The organism is Arthrobacter stackebrandtii, from assembly GCF_017876675.1.
Taxonomy (GTDB): domain Bacteria; phylum Actinomycetota; class Actinomycetes; order Actinomycetales; family Micrococcaceae; genus Specibacter; species Specibacter stackebrandtii.
This window is the reverse complement of the sequence record NZ_JAGIOI010000001.1, coordinates 1,864,695-1,883,598: the sequence shown is the minus strand read 5'-3', so window position 1 is coordinate 1,883,598 and position 18,904 is coordinate 1,864,695. Positions and strand designations below refer to the sequence as shown.

At 68.2% G+C, this 18,904-nt stretch carries 18 protein-coding genes; 13 read left to right on the top strand and 5 right to left on the bottom strand.

Annotated elements, in window-relative coordinates:
- Positions 1 to 20: 20 nt before the first annotated feature.
- The 10 genes from JOF48_RS07850 to JOF48_RS07805 all read left to right on the top strand — a co-directional run bounded on the left by JOF48_RS07850 (position 21) and on the right by JOF48_RS07805 (position 10,792).
- The gene (locus JOF48_RS07850) at positions 21 to 1,214 is read left to right on the top strand and encodes a toxic anion resistance protein (RefSeq protein ID WP_209679247.1); all 1,194 of its coding nucleotides are present in this window, start codon (positions 21 to 23) and stop codon (positions 1,212 to 1,214) included.
- Between the two features lie 66 nt (positions 1,215 to 1,280).
- A complete protein-coding gene (locus tag JOF48_RS07845) occupies positions 1,281 to 1,838 on the top strand; it encodes a hypothetical protein (protein ID WP_209679245.1) in 558 nt (185 codons plus the stop codon).
- The gene (locus JOF48_RS07840) at positions 1,826 to 2,377 is read left to right on the top strand and encodes a TerD family protein (protein WP_209679242.1); all 552 of its coding nucleotides are present in this window, start codon (positions 1,826 to 1,828) and stop codon (positions 2,375 to 2,377) included. The genes JOF48_RS07845 and JOF48_RS07840 overlap by 13 nt, the downstream gene beginning before the upstream one ends.
- Positions 2,378 to 2,386: 9 nt before the next feature.
- Positions 2,387 to 3,370, top strand: coding sequence for a hypothetical protein (locus JOF48_RS07835; protein ID WP_209679240.1), 984 nt, complete (start codon positions 2,387 to 2,389; stop codon positions 3,368 to 3,370).
- A 73-nt stretch (positions 3,371 to 3,443) separates the two neighbouring features.
- A complete protein-coding gene (locus JOF48_RS07830; protein WP_209679238.1) occupies positions 3,444 to 4,622 on the top strand; it encodes an HpcH/HpaI aldolase/citrate lyase family protein in 1,179 nt (392 codons plus the stop codon).
- Positions 4,619 to 6,190, top strand: coding sequence for a phosphoribosyltransferase domain-containing protein (locus JOF48_RS07825; RefSeq protein ID WP_209679236.1), 1,572 nt, complete (start codon positions 4,619 to 4,621; stop codon positions 6,188 to 6,190). Before JOF48_RS07830 ends, JOF48_RS07825 begins: the two co-directional genes overlap by 4 nt.
- Entirely contained in the window at positions 6,187 to 7,356 is a 1,170-nt protein-coding gene (locus JOF48_RS07820; protein WP_209679234.1) for a cysteine protease StiP family protein, read from the top strand. The genes JOF48_RS07825 and JOF48_RS07820 overlap by 4 nt, the downstream gene beginning before the upstream one ends.
- Positions 7,353 to 8,156 carry an HAD family hydrolase gene (locus JOF48_RS07815; RefSeq protein ID WP_209679232.1) on the top strand — a complete coding sequence of 268 codons (804 nt, stop codon included), beginning with the start codon at positions 7,353 to 7,355 and terminating at the stop codon, positions 8,154 to 8,156. Before JOF48_RS07820 ends, JOF48_RS07815 begins: the two co-directional genes overlap by 4 nt.
- Before the next feature lie 89 nt (positions 8,157 to 8,245).
- The gene (locus tag JOF48_RS07810; RefSeq protein WP_209679230.1) at positions 8,246 to 9,427 is read left to right on the top strand and encodes a metallophosphoesterase family protein; all 1,182 of its coding nucleotides are present in this window, start codon (positions 8,246 to 8,248) and stop codon (positions 9,425 to 9,427) included.
- Positions 9,428 to 9,631: 204 nt separating this feature from the next.
- Positions 9,632 to 10,792 (top strand): GmrSD restriction endonuclease domain-containing protein, encoded by a 1,161-nt coding sequence (locus JOF48_RS07805; RefSeq protein WP_245346445.1) that lies wholly within the window; start codon positions 9,632 to 9,634, stop codon positions 10,790 to 10,792.
- A 173-nt stretch (positions 10,793 to 10,965) separates the two neighbouring features.
- Here the strand turns inward: JOF48_RS07805 and JOF48_RS07800 are convergent, their stop codons facing one another.
- Entirely contained in the window at positions 10,966 to 11,109 is a 144-nt protein-coding gene (locus JOF48_RS07800) for a hypothetical protein (protein WP_209679227.1), read from the bottom strand.
- 501 nt (positions 11,110 to 11,610) lie between these two features.
- Between JOF48_RS07800 and JOF48_RS07795 the strand changes: the two genes are divergently transcribed.
- Positions 11,611 to 12,018 carry a hypothetical protein gene (locus JOF48_RS07795; protein WP_209679224.1) on the top strand — a complete coding sequence of 136 codons (408 nt, stop codon included), beginning with the start codon at positions 11,611 to 11,613 and terminating at the stop codon, positions 12,016 to 12,018.
- Positions 12,019 to 12,108: 90 nt separating this feature from the next.
- Here JOF48_RS07795 and JOF48_RS07790 read toward each other — a convergent pair whose 3' ends face one another.
- Positions 12,109 to 12,735, bottom strand: coding sequence for a LysE/ArgO family amino acid transporter (locus JOF48_RS07790; protein WP_209679221.1), 627 nt, complete (start codon positions 12,733 to 12,735; stop codon positions 12,109 to 12,111).
- A 64-nt stretch (positions 12,736 to 12,799) separates the two neighbouring features.
- Here JOF48_RS07790 and JOF48_RS07785 point away from each other — a divergent pair, with 64 nt between their 5' ends.
- Positions 12,800 to 13,681, top strand: coding sequence for an ArgP/LysG family DNA-binding transcriptional regulator (locus JOF48_RS07785; RefSeq protein WP_209679218.1), 882 nt, complete (start codon positions 12,800 to 12,802; stop codon positions 13,679 to 13,681).
- Between the two features lie 146 nt (positions 13,682 to 13,827).
- Here the strand turns inward: JOF48_RS07785 and JOF48_RS07780 are convergent, their stop codons facing one another.
- Positions 13,828 to 15,018, bottom strand: a complete 1,191-nt coding sequence (locus tag JOF48_RS07780) for a MalY/PatB family protein (protein ID WP_209679215.1) — start codon at positions 15,016 to 15,018, stop codon at positions 13,828 to 13,830.
- 87 nt (positions 15,019 to 15,105) lie between these two features.
- Here JOF48_RS07780 and JOF48_RS07775 point away from each other — a divergent pair, with 87 nt between their 5' ends.
- Positions 15,106 to 16,455 carry an MFS transporter gene (locus tag JOF48_RS07775; RefSeq protein ID WP_209679211.1) on the top strand — a complete coding sequence of 450 codons (1,350 nt, stop codon included), beginning with the start codon at positions 15,106 to 15,108 and terminating at the stop codon, positions 16,453 to 16,455.
- Between the two features lie 55 nt (positions 16,456 to 16,510).
- On the opposite strand, the gene JOF48_RS07770 is transcribed toward JOF48_RS07775, so the two are convergent.
- Both JOF48_RS07770 and JOF48_RS07765 read right to left on the bottom strand, forming a co-directional pair.
- On the bottom strand, positions 16,511 to 17,992 hold the full coding sequence (locus JOF48_RS07770; protein WP_209679209.1) for a TIGR01777 family oxidoreductase: 1,482 nt from the start codon (positions 17,990 to 17,992) through the stop codon (positions 16,511 to 16,513).
- 89 nt (positions 17,993 to 18,081) lie between these two features.
- Entirely contained in the window at positions 18,082 to 18,738 is a 657-nt protein-coding gene (locus JOF48_RS07765) for a DUF2268 domain-containing putative Zn-dependent protease (RefSeq protein ID WP_209679206.1), read from the bottom strand.
- Between the last annotated feature and the right edge of the window lie 166 nt (positions 18,739 to 18,904).

Genomic DNA, 18,904 nt, shown 5'->3' with positions numbered 1-18,904 from the left:
ATAGAAATCTTGGAGCCACCATGTCTTCACCGTTGACCCCTCCCACCGCAGCCGAAACGTCCCTCGTCCTCCAGGCCCCCGACGCACCTGACATCGTCAAGGCGGAGGAAGCCCCGGGCATGGTGCCCGTTCCCGTGGAACGCCAGACGGAGATCAGCCGCCAGGCCAAGGAGTTCATCGCGGAGATCGCCACGTTCGATGCCCGCAGCCCCGAGTTCACGAGCAAGGTGGACGGCATCTCCAAGCTGGCCGGGCAGGAGATGACCACCTCCTCGGACGCCTCCAGCCGCATGCTGGAACGCTCCACCACTTCCATGGCCGGTGCCAAGCGCTCCGGCAACAGCGCCCAGGCCCACGTGGCCGGCACGCTCAACGACCTGCGCTCAACGGTGGAGGACCTGACCCCCAACAATGCCGACCTCGGCACGGGCCGCAAGATCCTCGGTTTCATCCCGGGCGGCAACAAGCTGGCCAAGTACTTCCAGAGGTACGAGTCCGCACAGACCCAGCTCGATGCCATCATCAAGTCCCTCATGGCCGGACAGGACGAACTGCTCAAGGACAACGCCTCGCTGGCCGGGGAAAAGGTCAAGCTGTGGGAGACCATGCAGAGCCTGAGCGAATACGCCGTGTTCGCCAAGGCCCTGGACACCGCCTGCGTTGAAAAGATTGATGCCGAGCGTGCGGCCGGCCAGATCGAGCAGGCCCAGAAGCTGGAAGCTGACGTCCTCTTCCCCATCCGCCAGCGCCACCAGGACATCCTGACCCAGCTGGCGGTCTCGGTGCAGGGCTACCTGGCCATGGACCTGATCCGCAAGAACAACCTTGAACTCATCAAGGGCGTGGACCGGGCCCGCACCACCACCATTTCGGCGCTGCGCACTGCCGTCATCGTGGCCCAGGCACTGGCCAACCAGAAGATGGTCCTGGACCAGATCGACGCCATCAACACCACCACGAACAACATGATCCTGAAGACTTCGGAGATGCTCAAGGACCAGACGGTGCGCATCCACCAGCAGGCTGCCAGCTCCGGCGTCAGCGTGGAGACGCTGCAGAAGGCCTTCGACAACGTCTTCCAGACCATGGACGCAATCGACACCTTCCGGTCCACCGCGGCCAAGAACATGGAAGGCACCGTGCTGGCCCTCGAGGATGGCCTGGCCAAGGCCAAGCCGTACCTGGAGCGCTCACGCCAGTCCGAGCGCGAGTAATCCCCACGAGGCCGCGGCCCGCACGGGTAAAATGAAAAGTTCGACGACGAAACCAGGGTAAGTGCAATGATTGGCCGTTTTGTGGGGGGCAGGTTTGGCGGAAGCGCGGCACCGGCGGTGCCGCAGCAGCCCGCCGTCGACCCCGTCGCGGAAGAGATCGCCCAGATGGGCGGGGCAGTGGACAGCCTGCGGGCGGCGGTGCGCCGTTCCGGCAGCACCCTGCCGCCGCTGCTGACCTCCCAGCTGCGCCAGCTGGGCGACCTCATGCGGGAGGCCGTGGAGGACATCAGCGTCCGGGGCTGTTCCACGGAACAGCGCGTGCTGCTGAACTCGATGATCTGCAGCTACGTGCCAGCCCCGCTGCAGGCGTACCTGTCCCTGCCGCCGGCACACCACGACGAGGAGTCGTCGGCCACGTTCATGTTCGCGGAGCAGCTGGCCACGCTTGAAGAGACCCTTGCGGACCTGCTGAACCAGATCCGCATCGGCGCCGTGGAGGAACTCTCCACGCACGGGCGCTTCCTGGCAGACAAGTTCTCTGCCCAGGACGAAGCCCTGCAACTGCATCAACCACCATCTGAAAGGGACCCATTGCGTTTGGAGGGCCAACCTTGGCAACACTAGTGGCGGGGGCCAATGCGGCCCTGACCGCTGAGAATCCCGGCCTCGACCACGTGGTCGTCGGCATGGGATGGGACACCATCCCCAGCAACGGCCCGCAGGCCGAGCTGGTCCCGTTCGCGCTCATGTGCGACGCCAGCGGCGAGGCCGTCTCCAACGACCACCTGGTGTTTTTCAACCAGCTGGTCAGCGCCGACGCGTCCATGACCTTTGTGGGCGACGGCGACCAGGAACAGATCGACGTCCAGCTGGGCCTGGTTCCGGCGGAGGTCACCAAGATCATCTTCCTGGCCTACGTCGACCCCGAATTCCGCGGCCAGGGGACCTTTGCCTCCGTCCGCAGCGCCCACATCCGCGTGGCCACGGCGGAGAACCGCGAACTGGTCCGCTTCAACCTGGGCACTGACCACCTGGACTCCGTGACGGCCATGATTTTTGGCGAGCTGTACCGGCACCGTGACGACTGGAAGTTCCGTGCACTGGGCCAGGGCTACAGCACAGGCTTGGCCGGAGTGGCCAAGGACTTCGGAATTGCACTGTAGGGCCGCGGCATGAGCGTTCCCACCAACCCCCGCCCGGACATCACCTGGATGCGCCGCCGGATCCGGCCCGGCCAGGCCCCCGCGGCTGCGGCTGCGCCCGCGGCCGCCCAGCAGGGCACGTCGCTGAACCTGGGCCGCCCTTCGGCCGACACCGCGGCTCCCCCGCCGGCGTCGCTGAGCCTGCGCCACACCCCGGCCGCAGCACCGTCCTCCCTGGAGCTCGGACGCCCCGGCGCAGCCGCACCCGCGGCAGCACCGCAGGGCGCCTCGCTGAGCCTGGGCCGCACCCCTGCGGTCCAGTCGCCCTCGCCGCCACCGGCAGCGCCGGCGGGCCAGGCACCACCACGCGCCCCAGCCGGTGCACAGCCCTCCGCCGGCCTGGTGCTGGGAGGCGCGGCCCCGGCGTCGAACCTCAGCGGGCGGGCCAGGAAACTGGCCGAACAGCGCGAAAAATCCAAGCGCGAGGACCACGAGGTCCAGCTGCTGTTCGCAGCGCCCGGAATCGAGGACGTCTACGAGCTGAACCTGACAGACAGGGTGCTGCGGCTGACTCCACTGCAGTCGTCGGTGGGTTCGCTGGTTGTTTCCGGCAGCACCGCCGTGGCGTGGGAGAGCGTGCGGCGCGTGGCCGGCGGGCAGACGGTGGACGGGCACAAGGCAGGCACCGCAGTCATGACCTCAGGCAACCGGCCGCTGGTGGGCTACCACGGCCGCGACGCACTCATCACCCTGCGCCATGTGCGCACGCTGCGCCGTGCGATCTTCATCAACCGCAGCAGCTCAGCCATGGGCGTGCGCCTGTTTTCCGGACAGACCGTGGCGCTGCCGCCTGCCGCCGACGGCACACAGATGGTGCTGCTGGTGCACCGGGTGGGCAACGTGCTTGAACTGCGGGCCGAACCTGTCCCGCACAACTGGCCGGATGTACAGATCTGGCAGGAGTTTGATTTTTCCATGACGCACAGCGCGCCTTCGTCTGCGTACGGGCGTTGAACCGGCGGTTCCACAGGAACAGCCAACCGGCATGTGCGTGCCACCTCCCAAACGGCCAATCCTGAAAGGGCCAATGCGACATTTCCGCTCCCTGACCACAGCCCAGAACAAGGCACTTTTCCACCGGCTCCCGGTGGAACTGTCCGCCCAGAGCGCCCCTGAACTGCTGGCCGTGGCCCTGGGCGGAACGTTGTACACGCCCGCCAACAGGCCGCAGCTGGTCAAGGACGTCCTGCGGCAGCGGGACCTGGGCGCCGTGTCCATGGTGCTGTGCCTGGAGGATTCCATCCCCGACTCCGACGTGGCGGCGGCCGAGGACAATGTGGTGGCCGCCCTGGGCGAGCTCTCCGGCATGTCCGAATCCCTCCCGCTGCTGTTTGTCAGGGTCCGCACGCCGGAGCAGCTGCTTGAGGTGGCACGCCGGGCAGGTGCCGCCACGGGGATGCTGACGGGTTTCGTCATCCCCAAGTTCGACAATGAAACCGGCATCGCCGCCGCCTTCCTGAACGCCCTGCACACCGTCCAGGCGGAGCTGGGCCTGGACGGCCGCGGCGACGGCCGCCGGCTGCGGATCATGCCCATCCTGGAGTCCCCCGCCATCATCCACCTGGAGACCCGGGCCGAGGCCCTGACCAACATCTACACACTCCTGGACGCCAACCGGGAGGACATCCTTTCCGTGCGGATAGGCGCCACCGACATGTCCAGCGCCTTCGGCCTGCGCCGCTCCCGCGACCTGAGCATCTACGACGTCTTCGTCGTGGCCAACGTGATCGGCGACATCGTCAACATCCTGGGCCGCCCCGACGGCGGCTTCGTCATCTCCGGCCCCGTCTGGGAACACTACGCCGCCACCGAGCGGGTGCTGCGCCCGCAGCTGCGCGCCACCCCGTTCGTCGGCCCGCACGAAGAGGAGCTGCGCCGGCGCATCATGACCGCCAACCTGGACACCCTGATCCGCGAGATTGAGCTGGACCTGGCCAACGGCCTGCTCGGCAAGACAGTCATCCACCCCACCCACGTGAACCTGGTGCACGCCATGAGCGTGGTCAGCCACGAGGAATACCTGGACGCCGTGGCCATTGCCGGCAACGTCAACGGCGGCGCCGCGGCCTCCCCGTACCGGAACAAGATGAACGAGATGAAGCCGCACCAGGCCTGGGCCCGCCGCACACTCCTGCGCGCCGACGCCTTTGGCGTGGCCGGCGAGGGCGTCACCTTCGTCGACTTCCTCGAAGTGGGCATGGCGTGAGCGCCCGGAACGTGGCCCCCCAGGACACGGGAACGCCCTGGCGCGGCGGCTTCGTGGCCCGGGAGCTGGGCGTCTCGGTCCACAGCGACCCTGCCAGCGCCGTTCCCGTGGAGGACCTCGTGGGGCTGGCACTGCGCCGCAACCCCAAGCGCGCCCACCTGTTGGTCTCCACGGTCCTGGCCAAGCATGTGCCCACCGAGCCGGCCCTGGTCATGGCCGCCGGGGAACTCCTGGGCGCCTTTGTCTCCCATGAAATTTTCGCGCACGACGCCGGACACCGCCCCGGGCAGCCCGGCCCGCCTGCCGCCGGGCTCACCCGGGCGGCTGCCGCGCTCAGCGCCGCCCTCGAGGCCGAACCCGGCCGGCGCGGCGTTGTTGTTTCACATCTCAACGAAGCGTTGGAGGGCCTGGCGGCCAAGGTGCCCGACGCCGTCGTGGTTGGCTACGCCGAAACCGCCACGGGGCTGGGCCGGCTCGTGGCCAACGCCCTGGGCGCCTGGTACATCCACTCCACCCGGCACGCCACCCCCGGCATTGATGCGGTCGCGGGGTTTGAGGAGGGACACTCGCACGCCACCTCGCATGCCATGGTGCCCACGGACCCGGCCTGGCTGGACGGGGACGGGCCGGTGGTGCTGGTGGATGACGAGTTCAGCACCGGCGCCACAGTCATCAACACCATCCGGGAGCTGCACGCACTCGTGCCGCACCGTGTATATGTGGTCGCGGCACTGATCGACCTGCGCAGCACCGCCGACCGGGCCCGCTTTGACGCACTGGCCGAGGAGCTGGGGGCCCGGATCACGGTGACGGCGCTGGGAACGGGCCGGATCGAGCTCGGCGACGGCATCCTGGACCGGGCCGCCGCGCTCATCCGGGAGCTGCCCCCGGCGCAGGCTGCCCCGGCGGCACCGGGGACGGCTCCCGTTCCGGCCGCAGCCGCCGGTCAACCGGTTCCGGCGCCCTCCCCGGAGCCGGCCGGGCACGTGCGCATCCTGGAACTGTCCGCCGGCGACGTGCCGCCCGTGCGCAGCGACCGCTTCGGCAACTCCGCACCGCCGGCGGCTGGGGCCATCGCCGCGATTGCCCGGGCCCTGGCGGACCACCTGGCCGGCTCCGACAATGCAGCTTCCAACGCGCCAGGCTCCGTTGTGGTGCTCGGTTCCGAGGAGCACATGTACCTGCCGCTCGCCGCGGCGGCGGAACTTGCCACGCTGCTGCCGGAACGGGACGTGCGCTTTTCCACCACCACCCGCTCCCCCATCGTCGCCGTAGACCGCGACGACTACGCCGTTGCCGGGGCCCTGAGCTTTGCCAGCCACGACGCCACCCTGGACGGGCCCGGCATCCGCTTCGCCTACAACCTCACGGGCTCGGGCCAGCGCCCGGCCACGCTCGTTGTCTTCCCCGAACCGGGCACCCCGCCCGGCGACATTTCACGCAGCTCCGTCCCGGGGCTGCCCCCGCTGGCGGAGGCGCTGGCAGCGGCGGCCGGGGACGTCGTCGTCGTGCTTCTCCCGGTGGACAGCCCGGGCCGCCCATCCAGCCCAACAGAGGATTTGCCATGAACCTCCCTCCCCTTCCCGCCCCCCTGACGGGACCCGGCTTCGGTTCCTACGCGGCCGATGAGGTGGGCTGGCTGCTGAAGGACCTGAGCCACCTGCAGTTGGAGGCGCCCACGGCCGAGCGCGAGCGCGCCATCCAGTCGGGCGCCGCCAACTACGCCGAGTCGCTGCCCGTGGAGTACACGCCCAGCGCCGAATACCAGGCCCTGTACCAGGACGCCGTGGAGCGCGCCGGGGTGCGGATCGCCACCGCCGTGGGCGTGGTGGCGGAGCAGGCGCTGGCTGCCCGGGACGGCCGGCCGGTGCTGGTGTCGCTGGCCCGCGCGGGCACGCCGATTGGTATCCTGATGCGCCGCTGGGCCATGGCCGTGCACGGGATCGAGCTGCCGCACTTCACCATGAGCATTGTGCGCGGCGTGGGCCTGGATGAGACCGCGCTGCGCTTTCTGGCGGCCAACTTTGCGCCGGAGCGGATCCTCTTTGTGGACGGCTGGACGGGCAAGGGCGCCATTTCGCGGGAGCTGTCGGCGGCCCTGGACGGGTTTGCGGAGAAGACCGGGACCCGCTTCCCCGCGGACCTGGCCGTGCTGGCGGATCCGGGGCACTGCGTGTCCATGTTCGGCACGCGGGAGGACTACCTCATCCCGTCCGCCTGCCTGAACTCCACGGTGTCCGGGCTGGTGTCGCGGACCGTGTTCAACACGGACCACATCGACCCGCACGAATTCCACGGGGCCAAGTTCTACTCCGAACTGTCCGACAGCGACGTCTCCAACGACTTTCTCGACGCAATTTCCCGCCACTTCGCGGACGTCGTCCCGGACGTGGAACGGCTGGCCGCCGAGCACCTGGCCGCCGCCCCGGAACCCAGCTGGATCGGCTGGCAGGCGGTGGAGCGCATCAGCACTGATTACGGCATCAACAACGTCAACCTGGTGAAGCCCGGCGTGGGCGAAGCCACGCGCGTGCTGCTGCGGCGGGTGCCATGGAAGGTGCTCGTCAACCCGGCGGCGAGGGACGACGTCGCCCATGTCCTGCTCCTGGCGGGGCAGCGCGGCACGCCCGTGGAGGAGGTCGCGGACCTGCCCTACAGCTGCGTCGGCTTGATCCACCCGGCCTTCGACAAGAGCGCCGTGGGCGCCGACGGACGGGCGGTGCCGAACGCATGAGCACCCTTGTGGCCTGCGACCTTGACCGCACACTCATCTACTCCAAGAACGCCCTCTGGCTCACGGGCGAAGACAGGGACGCGCCCGCCATGGTGGTCGCGGAGGTTTACGACGGCGCCCCGCTCTCCTTCATGACCCGCGCGGCCGAGGACCTGCTGCACGCAGTGAAGGAGGCGGCCGTGTTCGTCCCCGTCACCACGCGCACCCAGGCCCAGTACGAGCGCGTGCAGCTGCCCGGCCCCGTCCCCGAGTACGCACTCACCTCCAACGGCGGCGTGCTGCTGCACCGCGGCGTGCCCGACGCCGACTGGAATGCTCAGCTGACGGCCCGCATGGCGGCGGAGTGCGCACCCATCGGCGACATTGAGGCACACCTGTCCAACCCGGACTTTGCGCCGTGGATCCTGCGCCTGCGGCGGGCCGAGGACCTTTTCACCTACGCCATCATCGACCGCGCCGCGATGCCGGGGGCCTTCCTCGAGGAGCTCACGGTGCTGTGCGCGGATGCCGGCTGGGGCGTGTCGGTGCAGGGCCGGAAGCTGTACTGCGTGCCGCTGCCCGTCAACAAGTCCGGAGCCCTCGCCGAGGTGGCCCGGCGCATGGGTGCCGGGACCGTGATTGCCGCTGGCGACTCCCTGCTGGACCAGGACATGCTGGCCGATGCCGACCTCGCCTTCCGGCCCCTCCACGGTGAATTGCACGACGCCGGCTGGCTGGCCCCGCACCTGCGGCTCACCTCCGTGCGGGGCATCCTCGCCGGGGAGGAGATCCTGCGCCGCATCCTCGCCGAGGTGGGATAGCAAGGCCCTCCCTGTTGGATCGCGGCGGCACCAGGCCCGCTGGGGCTCTCATCGCTCCGTCCAACGCCAGGCCGCCGGCAAGGTACGCCGTGGCGGGCGGCCTGGACGCCCTGGCCCAACCCAACACCCGAGAACCAAAAGAAGGAGGCACCGTGGCCGAGCCGCTGGTGACCAGCCCGCCTGTTGTGATGGCCCCGCGGGCCGATGGCTTTGAAGTGGCGTGGGGCGTGGGCCGCCTCAGCCGCGGCTGGGTTGAGTGGCGCGAGGACGGAGGGGCCACGGGCCGTGCCGGTTCGGACGCCTTTGGCATGGTGCCTCAGGACGCGGAGGTGCTTCGGGTACGGGTGTCCGGCTGGCAGGCGGGGCACACCCGGGAGTTTCGGACAGTCACCGAATCAGTGCTGGGCCCCGCCGAGCGCCACGAGAGCCCGTGGAAAAACGTGCGGACCCTTGACCCGCAGGCCGCGACCGCCCACTTTGCCGTCTGGAACGACACCCACCAGAACGAGGCCACGCTCCGGGCGCTGCACCGTTCCACCCCCGAAGTGGACCTGCTGGTGTGGAACGGGGACCTGTGCAACGACTGGAAACAGCCGGGCGAATTTGTCTCCACCATTCTCAGCCCCGCAGGCCAGGATGTCAGCGCGGGCAGGCCGCTGGCCGTGGTGGTGGGCAACCACGACGTCCGCGGCACCTGGGCGTTCCAACTGGACGACTACGTTGCAGCCCCCGAGGGCCGCCCCTTCTCCGCGTTCCGCGTGGGGCCGGTGGCCGTGGTGGTGCTGCACACCGGCGAGGACAAGCCTGACAGCCACCCCACGTTTGAGGGCAGGGTGGCATTCGAGCCGCTGCGCGCGGAGCAGGCGGAGTGGCTGCGCGGGGCAACCGCCCGGCCGGCGATCCGCGACGCCCCCTACAAGGTGGTGTTTTGCCACATTCCGCTGCGCTGGATCGATGAAACCCCCGCCGACTACGACGCCGAGGGCTATGACTGGTTCAGCCGCATGAGCCGCGATGCCTGGCATGACGCGCTGGTGGTCTGGGGCGCGCAGATTGTTGTCTCCGGCCACACGCACCTGCCGGCCTGGCTGCCGCCGTCGCGGGAGTTTCCGTATGGCCAGCTCGTTGCCGGCGGGCCCGACGACGAACCCACCTCCGAGGAGGCAGCCACCTGGATCCAGGGCGTGGCCACGGAAGGAGAACTGACACTGACCATGCGCACGCTCGACGGCGCCGTCCTTCACCAGGTCTCCCTCCCGCCCCTGCCCTGACCCCGGCACGCTTCGGACGCTGTCGCAGCAATGGCAGGTTTCCGGTGGACGCCGTCGCAGCAATGGCTGATTCTTGGTAAACGCTGGAACGCAGGGACTTCCTGGAGCCCGCCATTCCTTGCCCGGATAGATGCCGGGGAAGGAGTGTCGGTGCCTGCGGATAGGCTGGATGAAACCATCTTTTCCACCCAGGGAGAACCACGATTGCCTGCTCCACGCCGGAGCCCCTCTTGGGGCGCCACCGATTTCCTCATGGCCTCTGCCGCCGCCTCCGTCCTTTTCCTGACCACCGCGTGCGGCGGTGTTGTGCAGGCCGAGGCGGCCCCCGTGCCAACCACAACGCCTGAAACCACGGCATCGGCCTCATCCTCACCCAGTGCAACCCCGCTGCCCGAAACAGCTCCCGAGCCGGAGCCGACTGCTGAGGACACCGCACCCCTGGATCCAGAAACCGTACCCGACCCCGGCAGCGCCACGCCGGACGACGGTGCACAGCCGGCCATTGCCACCTCCGCACTGGAGCTCCTGGCCACGCTGCCCGTCAAAGGCCGGGCACCAAAGACGGGGTACAGCCGAGAGCAGTTCGGGCAGGCGTGGGCGGACGTGGACCGGAACGGCTGCGACACCCGCAACGACATCCTGGACCGGGATCTGGCGGAGAAGACCTTCAAACCCGGCACACGCGACTGCGTGGTGCTGACGGGCGTGCTGGCAGACCCCTACACAGCCACCACCATCAACTTTGTGCGCGGGTCCGCTACCAGCAGCGCGGTGCAGATAGACCATGTCGTGGCCCTGAGCGATGCCTGGCAGAAGGGGGCCCAGCAGTTGTCCCCCGAGCAGCGCACGGCGTTCGGCAACGACCCCCTCAACTTGCTGGCCGTGGACGGGCCCAGCAACCAGAGCAAGGGTGCCGGGGACGCGGCAACCTGGCTGCCTCCGAACAAGGCCTACCGCTGCGACTACGTGGCGAGGCAGGTCTCGGTCAAGGCCGGCTATTCACTGTGGGTCACGCAGGCCGAGCACGACGCCATGGCCAGGGTCCTTGCCGACTGCTCCGACATCGTTGTGCCCTCCGCGCCGGCTGCTCCGGACGGCGGGGAAGCCGCCAACCAGCCTGTGGTCCTGCCGCCGCCGGCACCCATCGAGCCTGTGGCGCCCATTGAGCCACCCGCACCGATCGTGGAGGCCCCCGCAGCCGAGGTGCCTGCCGCACCGGCCCCGCTCCTCGAGGCCCCCGTGCCGGAAGCCTATTACCAAAACTGCGACGCGGTGCGTGCCGCCGGCGCCTCGCCCATCCGCGTCGGCGACCCCGGTTTCCAGCCAAAGTTCGACCGCGACGGTGACGGCGTGGGCTGCGAATAGGCCCACTGCCGGCCTGCAAAAAGAAATGACGACTAAATGAAACAGCCCGTGCTGGTCAGCACGGGCTGTTCGCATGGTGCGTGGCCGCCGGAACCGGCGCGGCCATGCGGGTGGTTGGGGTCGCTTCGATGAGTAATGGCCATCATCGCCACCTCCTTTTTCTCTGGCGGTGGTTAGCGGATGTTGAACAAGTCAACGCGCATGATGTCCTGCTGCGTGCGTTCGCGCATGCGGTCGAACTTCTGCTGGTCCACCGGGGAAAAGAAGACTCTCTTCACGGCGGACAGGCGGCCGGGATATGAGGATTCCTGTGTCATGTTTACACCTCCCTTCTATTCATCGAACAAACAAACCTGGATTTTTTGGCGCAACAAATAAAGCCTTTCTCTGCATAAGAAACAGGGCAATATAAGAGCACAAAAGTGCGCGAATGGTTTTGTGCATGAGTCCCCGCATGACCGGGCGCGGGATCACGCCGGGAGGGTGCGGGAGGCCTGTTCAGGCGGTGGCGTCGGGCTGCAACGCCCAACCGTCCTTAGTGCGTCGGTTATGACGCTCGGGTGGCGTGCCGGGAAGGGGCCTTGTCGAACTGATGCACTCCAGTCTTGATTGCGGTAAACATCATGGCCTCCTTTCACACTGCACGCGGACATCCCGAGAGGATTCACCGGGACTGTTTAATAACCTACAACATTCATCTGAGGCATGGCCAGCCCATTTACCTATTATTTCAAATATTTCTTGACGTGTTTGTGCCGCGGCGCGCGGAGCTGGAAACCAGCTCTGGCAACCGGGGCAGTTCTGACTAGACTTTAAGTGTGGGCTATCACAGTGACCAGCCACTGGTTCCGGCCGTTTGGCAGCGCCATGACACGGAGATCCTCCCCTTGTGGCGGGAGCGGCTGTGCGCGAAAATGGGATCCGCGGCAGCAACCCGCTACGCGGGTGGACTGTTTTTTGAGGACCGCCGGCGCCCCATTGCCCAATGGTTCAACCCGGCCCTGAATGCGGCCCTGCTGGTGGGCATCGAGACGTCCGCCGAATGGCCCGTCCAGCGCTTCGGCCTGTTTTATGCCCCGGCCGACGGCGGCGTCATCCGAGTCCATATGAATACCCATGAATGGTATCCACGCACACCTAAGCAGCCCCCCACCGAAGAAGACGCCTTTGCCGGCGCCATCGCGTCGGCGGAGTCGTTCCTCCAGGTGGAGATGGACTTCATCTAGGCTGCTCCGGGCACATTTTGCAGGCTGGCAGCGTCTCCCGGGCGCCCTTGTGCACACACAATCCCGGGACGTCTGGCAAGCCGGGGTTCGTCAGGAGCCGAACGCCATCCGCAGGCCGAGGAAGAGCATGACGGCCGCGATGAGGGCGTCGAGCACACGCCAGGCCCCGGGCTTGGCGAAGACGGGGCGCAGCAGCCTCGCCCCGAAGCCCAGGGCACTGAACCACAGGAGGCTGCCGGCGGCGGCGCCGGCACCAAACCACCAGCGCAGGCTGCCGTGCCCGTTGGCGAGGGTGCCCAGGAGGAGCACGGTATCGAGATAGACATGCGGGTTGAGCCAGGTCAGGGCCAGGACCGTGGCGAGGGCGGCCTTGGAGGAGAGCGTGCCCTTCTGTGTTCCTTCGTGCAGCGAACCCGGGCGGATGGCGCGCTTTGCGGCGAGGACCGCGTAGCCCAGCAGGAAGGCAGCGCCGGCCAGCCGGATCACCACAACCACGGACGGCACGGCCGTGATCACCGCACCGATGCCGAGGATGCCTGCCCCAATGAGCACGATGTCGCTGAGCGCGCAGACCGTGACGACCAGTCCGACGTGCTCGCCGCGGATGCCCTGGCGCAGGACGAAGGCGTTTTGCGCGCCGATGGCGATGATGAGGGCGAGGCCGGCGCCGAGGCCGGTGGCCCAGACGGCGAAAATATCCAGTGTGGTCACAAGCATTGAAGCTACTAGGCTGGAAATGATCAGTACAGCTAATTATTTTTGGGATGCCTAAGGAAATCTAATGGTGATGTTTCAGGCGGAGCAACTGCGCACCTTCCTTGCGGTGCTGGAACACGGCACCTTTGACGCGGCGGCGGGTGCGCTTCATGTAACAGCCTCGGCCGTGTCGCAGCGGATCAAGGCGATGGAGCAGTCCGCCGGGCAGGTGCTGCTGCTGCGTTCGACGCCGGTCAAGGCCACCTCAGCGGGCCTGGTGGTGCACCGGTTGGCGCGGCAGCTGGGCCAGCTGGAGGCGGATGCGGCGGCGGAGCTGGGCCTGGCCGGGGCCTCGGCGCGGTCGCTGCCCGTGGTGGTCAACGCGGATTCGCTGGGCACCTGGTTCATGGAAGCCCTGGAACTGCTGCCTGAGGAACTCGCAGTGGAATTGGTGCGTGAGGACGAACACCACTCGGTGGCGCTGCTGCGTTCCGGGGAGGTCATGGCGGCCGTGACTGCCTCCGCCGTTCCGGTGCAGGGCTGCTCCGTGGTGGCGCTGGGGTCCATGGAGTACCGGCCCGTGGCTTCCGCCGCGTTCATGCGCAGGTGGTTCCCCGACGGCTTCTCCCCCGGCCTGCTTGCCGCCGCGCCCGCGATGCAGTTCGACCGCAGCGACACCCTGCAGGCCAACTTCTGCCGTGCCGTGGCGGGGCAGCCGCCATCCGGGGTTCAGAGGTTTGTCCCCGACACGCTGCAGTTTGCCGAGGCCGTCCGCCGCGGGCTGGGGTGGGGGCTGGTGCCCGAGGCCCAGTGCCGATCCGGGCTGGAGTCGGGGGAACTTCTGGAGCTGGTTCCGGGGCGCGTGGTGGGTGTGCCGCTGTTCTGGCAACGCTGGAAGATCGACTCCGCCGCGCTGGACACGCTGACTGCCGCAGTGGTGGCCGCAGCCGCCGGTGCGCTGGCGTGAGGATGGGCCGGCCCGCCGCACAGGCGCACCACTCGGCGTCACTTTTGCGTAGGAGCGCGGGACTCCGAACGCAGGCGCACCACTCGAAGTCGCCTCTGCGTATGGGTGTCTAGACGCGCCAGTAACAAGGAGTGCTGCGTATGAGTTCACTGCATCCGAAGCGCCGCACCCATCGCCGCCACAATCCGCCTCAAAATAGGCGCCGGCGTGGCAAAGTTCAGCCGCACCCATCCGGTGCCCGCGTCGCCACACAGCCCGCCCTCGGTCAGCACAACGCCGGCCCTCTCGGCGAAGAACTCGGTGGGCGTGCCCGCAAAACCGCCCAGGTCCAGGGCATTGCAGTCAATGAACGCCAGGTACGTCCCCTCCGGCATGGCAAAGGACGCGCCGGGCAGGTACTGCACCGCGAGCTGGCTCAGCAGTACCCGGTTTCCGTCCAAGTAGCCCAGGACGTCGGCCAGCCAGGGCAAGCAGTCGCGGTAGGCCACCGTGTTCGCCACAACGCCCAGCGGCGTGGCCCCGTGCTCCTTGAACGTCCCCTTCTCCTGCCACACGGCAAGGTCGGCGGCGTTGGAGAAGATGATCTGCGCCGTTTTCAGTCCGGCCAGGTTCCACGATTTCGACGCCGACGTGGACGTCACGGTGTGGCGTGCCGCAGCGTCGCTGACCGATGCGTATGGAACGTGCCGGCCGCCGTCGTACACCAGGGGCGCATGGATCTCATCGGAGAAAACCCGGGCACCGCGGCGTTCCACGATCTCGCTGAGCCGCTCCAACTCGGCACGAGCGTAGACCTTGCCGATCGGGTTGTGCGGGTTGCACAGCACGAGCAGGTCGCCCTCGGCCAGTGCGCCTTCCATCGCATCAAAGTCGATTTCCCAGGATGCGCCGCGGAGCATCGGGACCTGGACGAGCTCCCTGCCGTAGGTGGCCGGCAGGGAAATGAACGGCATGTACGCCGGGGTCATGACCACGATCCGGCCCGTCTCCGGCGTGAAATAGCGGACGGTGCATTCCAGTGCGGTGAGAACGTCCGGCACGGGCCGGATCCACTCGGCGGGCACGTTCCAGCCGTGGCGGTCCGCCATAAAGTCGCTGCATGCCTGCGCCATGGGTGCCACGAGGCCCGCGGGCAGGTACCCCACCTGGCCCTGCGACACGGCACTGTGCAGGGCCCCCGCGATGGGGGCCGCCAGGCCAAAGTCCATCTCCGCAACCCACGCGGGCAGCTTGCCGGGGAATTCCGACCACTTCTTGCTGCCCACCGCCCGCAGCACCTCCTCCGTGATCGCATCAAACGCGGTTGCCGTGGAAGTCGCTGCCGGGGCGGTTGTCATGGTCCAACACTCCTCTGTCACACTGGTTCTGTCTGCTTTTACCTTAGGGCACGCCACCAGCCCCCGCTTTGCATGAAGGACCATAACATGAGCTCCTCAACCCTGCGCCGCCGCAACCAGACAGTGCTGGTCATCGGCCAGCTGCTCTCCGGCGTGGGCGTTGCTTCCGGCGTGGCCGTGGGCGGCATTCTGGCTGCCCAGCTGGCAGGCACGACGGCGGCATCCGGCTTTGTGCAGACAGCCTCCGCCTTGGGTGCGGGGCTGGTTGCGGTCCCGTTGGCCAACCTTGCGGTGCGGGCCGGGCGGCGCTGGGCGCTGAGCGCCGGCTTTGCCCTGGGCGCCGTGGGTGCTGCGACGGTGCTGCTGGCTGCCGCGCTGGGGCAGTTCTGGCTCATGGCTGCCGGCATGCTGTTCTTTGGTTCTGCCACGGCCGCGGGACTGCAGGCGCGCTACGCCGCGGTGGACGGGGCGCCGCCGGAGAAGGCCGGGCGGGCCATGGCCATCGTCATTTGGGCCACCACGGTGGGTTCGGTGGCGGGGCCCAACCTGTCCGAACCCGGCCGTCAGCTGGGCATCAGCTTGGGGCTTGTGCCGCTGTCGGGGCCGTTTGTGTTTTCCCTCGTGGCGTTCGTGACGGCAGCCCTGGTCATCTCCATCTTCTTCCTGGCGCCGCCTGCAGCAGCCCCAGCGGCACAGGCCGCGGCGTCCCCCAACGACGGAGCCGCCGAAGCTTCCGGGTTCGGCGAAGACAGGGGCCCGGCGTTGTCCGCGGCAGGCGCAAGCACCCCGGCCAAGCCCGCCAAGGGCCACGGCGCCTGGCGGGCGCTGCGGCTGGCGAGCCATAACCCGCGCGCCCTGGCCGCACTCGCCACCGTGACCGGCGGGCACGCCATCATGGTCGGCGTCATGGTCATGACCCCCGTGGCCATGGATGCGCACGGGCACTCGCTGGAAATCATCGGAATAGTGATCAGCCTGCACATCCTGGGCATGTATGCCGCAAGCCCCATATTCGGCTGGCTCGTGGACAGGCTGGGGCCGCTGCGCGTGGTGCTGCTGGGCTGCGCCATTTTCCTCGCAGCCATAGCGACCGGTGCCGTGGTCTCCGACAGCAGCAATCCCGTCCTGATGTCAGTGGCGCTGACGCTGCTGGGGCTGGGGTGGTCGGCATGCCTGATCGGCGGCTCCTCGCTGCTCAACCAGTCCGCGCCGGATGAACTCCGCGTTCCGCTGCAGGGCGCCAACGACATGATGATGAACTTCGGCGCCGCCGGCATGGCCGCCCTCGCGGGCCCGGTCCTGGCGCTGGGCGGCTTCTTCTGGGTCAACATGATGGCCCTGGCCGTGCTGGTGGTCATGGTGGTGCTGGGCGTGCGCGCGTTCCTGTCGACGCCGGAGCCCTCCGCTGCGGAGCGGCTCACCGACGCCGTGGGCTGAGCCGGGCTGCCCAATCGCCGGGCCACCGGCTGGTTGCGGCCACGGCAACGAGCCTTTACGGCTGCGGCTTGCCAAGAATGTGCCGCAGCGCCGGCTCCAGCTCTGCATTCCGGAATTCATAGCCCGAGCCCTGAATCTTGGCGGCCGACACACGTTGGCTGGCCAGCGCCAGCTCGGCCGCACCCTGCCTGCCCAACAGCAGTTTTGGCCCGATCTCAGGGACCTTCAGGGCGGCGGGCCGCTGCAGCACCCGGCCCAGGATCCTGGCAAAGCCACCAGCCGTCACCGGATGCGGGGCCACGCCGTTGACGGGGCCTTCCACCGAATCAGTGAGCGCTGCGTGCGCAAAGATCCCCGCGATGTCGTCAATCCCCACCCAGCTCTGCCACTGCCGGTCCCCGAGCGGGCCGCCCACACCGGCCAGATAGAGCGGAAGCAGGCGCTGCAGCACGCCGCCACCGGCGGAAAGCACAATGCCCGTGCGCACGTTGACCACCCGCACCCCCGCGGCCGCCGCCGGTTCGCAGGCCGCCTCCCAATCCCGGCACACCGACGCGAGAAAGTCGTCCCCGGAAGGGGCCGATTCCAGCAACGGCGACGGATTGCCGCCACCCAGCCCGGCATGCGGGTCCGCCCCGTAGTACCCCACGGCGGAGCCGCAGACCAAGGTGCGCTGCACGCCGTCGGGCGCCAGGGAGGCCAGAGACCTGGCCAGCAGCCCCGTGCCGCGCACCCGGCTGCGGCGGATCGCTTCCTTGACGGCCGGCGTGAACCGCCCGCCAATGGGGTGCCCGGCCAGGTTGACCACCACGTCCGCCCGCGCCAGCCCGGAGGTGTCCACGACGCCGGCATCGGGGTCCCAAAAGATTTCATCGGCGGCACGCGGCGCCGACCGCACCAGCCGCAGCACTGTGTGCCCGCCACCGCCCAGCAACGCCCCCAGCTGGCGTCCCACCAGGCCGTGCGCCCCGGTCACGGCAATGGTCAGCGGCGGCCCGGCATGCGCGGCATGGAAGGCCAGGTCGGCGCGGAGCTGCCGCTCACGAAACGCGAACATGCGCGCCAGCTCCGCCTCCATCTGCCCGTGGGTCCACTTGTTTCGCACCGGCGCAGGCAGCTCGTAGTGCATCTCGTCGAGCATCACCGTCCCGCCGCCTCCGTCGCGGAAGCTGTGCCGGTGGCTGCTGGACGCCAGCGGGCCCTTCGCCATGACATCGGTGAAGCTCTCGCCCGGAACCAGCTCCGTGTGCAGCGCGTCCCATCGAACCTCCGGCCGCGCCCATGTGCTGCCGGCCAGCGCCTGGGGCAGCACCCCGCGCACGCTTCCCGCCGCCGACCCCAGCCACATGCCCAGCCCGCCCGGGGCACCCACACCCATTGCCGCCGTCGAGCCGGGATTGATGCCGTCGCTGGGCTCGGCCAGGATCGTCCCAAAGAACGACGGCGTGAGCCTCACCAGGGCGCCGGGCCGGGTAAACCACCCGAAGACGTCGGCGCGGGGAAAGGGAAGGAAAGTTTCACGGCGGAACGTGGGCATGTCGCCTCCAAGGCTGGGTGGTCCTTCCATCCTCCCCCACTCGGCGGCACGGCATGACAAAAGGTGCCGACACCGGCGCGGCAGCCTGACTATGCGGACAGTGCTTCCGGCAAATATTGCAGAAAATCACGGGCTGGGAGTTTCGTCGCTTCCTGGATCGACACCCCTCCGGCAGCCAGGTGACGGGACACCAACTCGTACCCAAGGCCGTAGCCGGTCCAGCGGGGCAGGTGCCCTTCACCGAAGAACCAGGTGGCATGGCCGTAGCCTGTCGTGTGCAACAACGGCGCGGCTTCCGTCCACACCTCGTGGAAATCACCCCTGGCTTCTGCACAGGGTGGCGTGTGCCCGGTCATGATGCTTTCGTAGACGGTGGCGAGCCCCTCGGACACCAGTGCCTGCAGCAACGTGGATCCATACCCGGCAGACCGCCAGCGGGCAGCGTGGTTTAGTTCATGGGCCACGGTGCCGGGCAAATTCTCGCGCCAGCGTGCGAATGCTGGGTTCTCCGGATCCATGGCGATGAACACCAGGCTGGCGCTGGGCGCATATCCCCCGACGGCCAATTCCTCAATGGGCACATAGGTGTATTCCGTTGTGAGTACCACATCGACGCCACCGATTTCCAGGTCCGCCGCAACCCGTTCCACGCAGTCCTCGGCCACCAAGCGAAGTTCCTCCACCACTGTGGCTTGCAGCCTGCCCGGCGCATTGAGGATTGTCACGGTATTGGCGCGATTGCCCACCGTTTCTCCTGATCATGAACGTGCGGGCCAGGAATCCGCATCCCGCACCCGTGGCTAGACCCTAGCAAATACTGCATTCAATCCGAGGGCCAGTTGGAGTCCGACACGGACATCTTGGCTGCATCATTCGCTGGCGGCCACGGACGCGGGGCCGGCATGTCGGTGC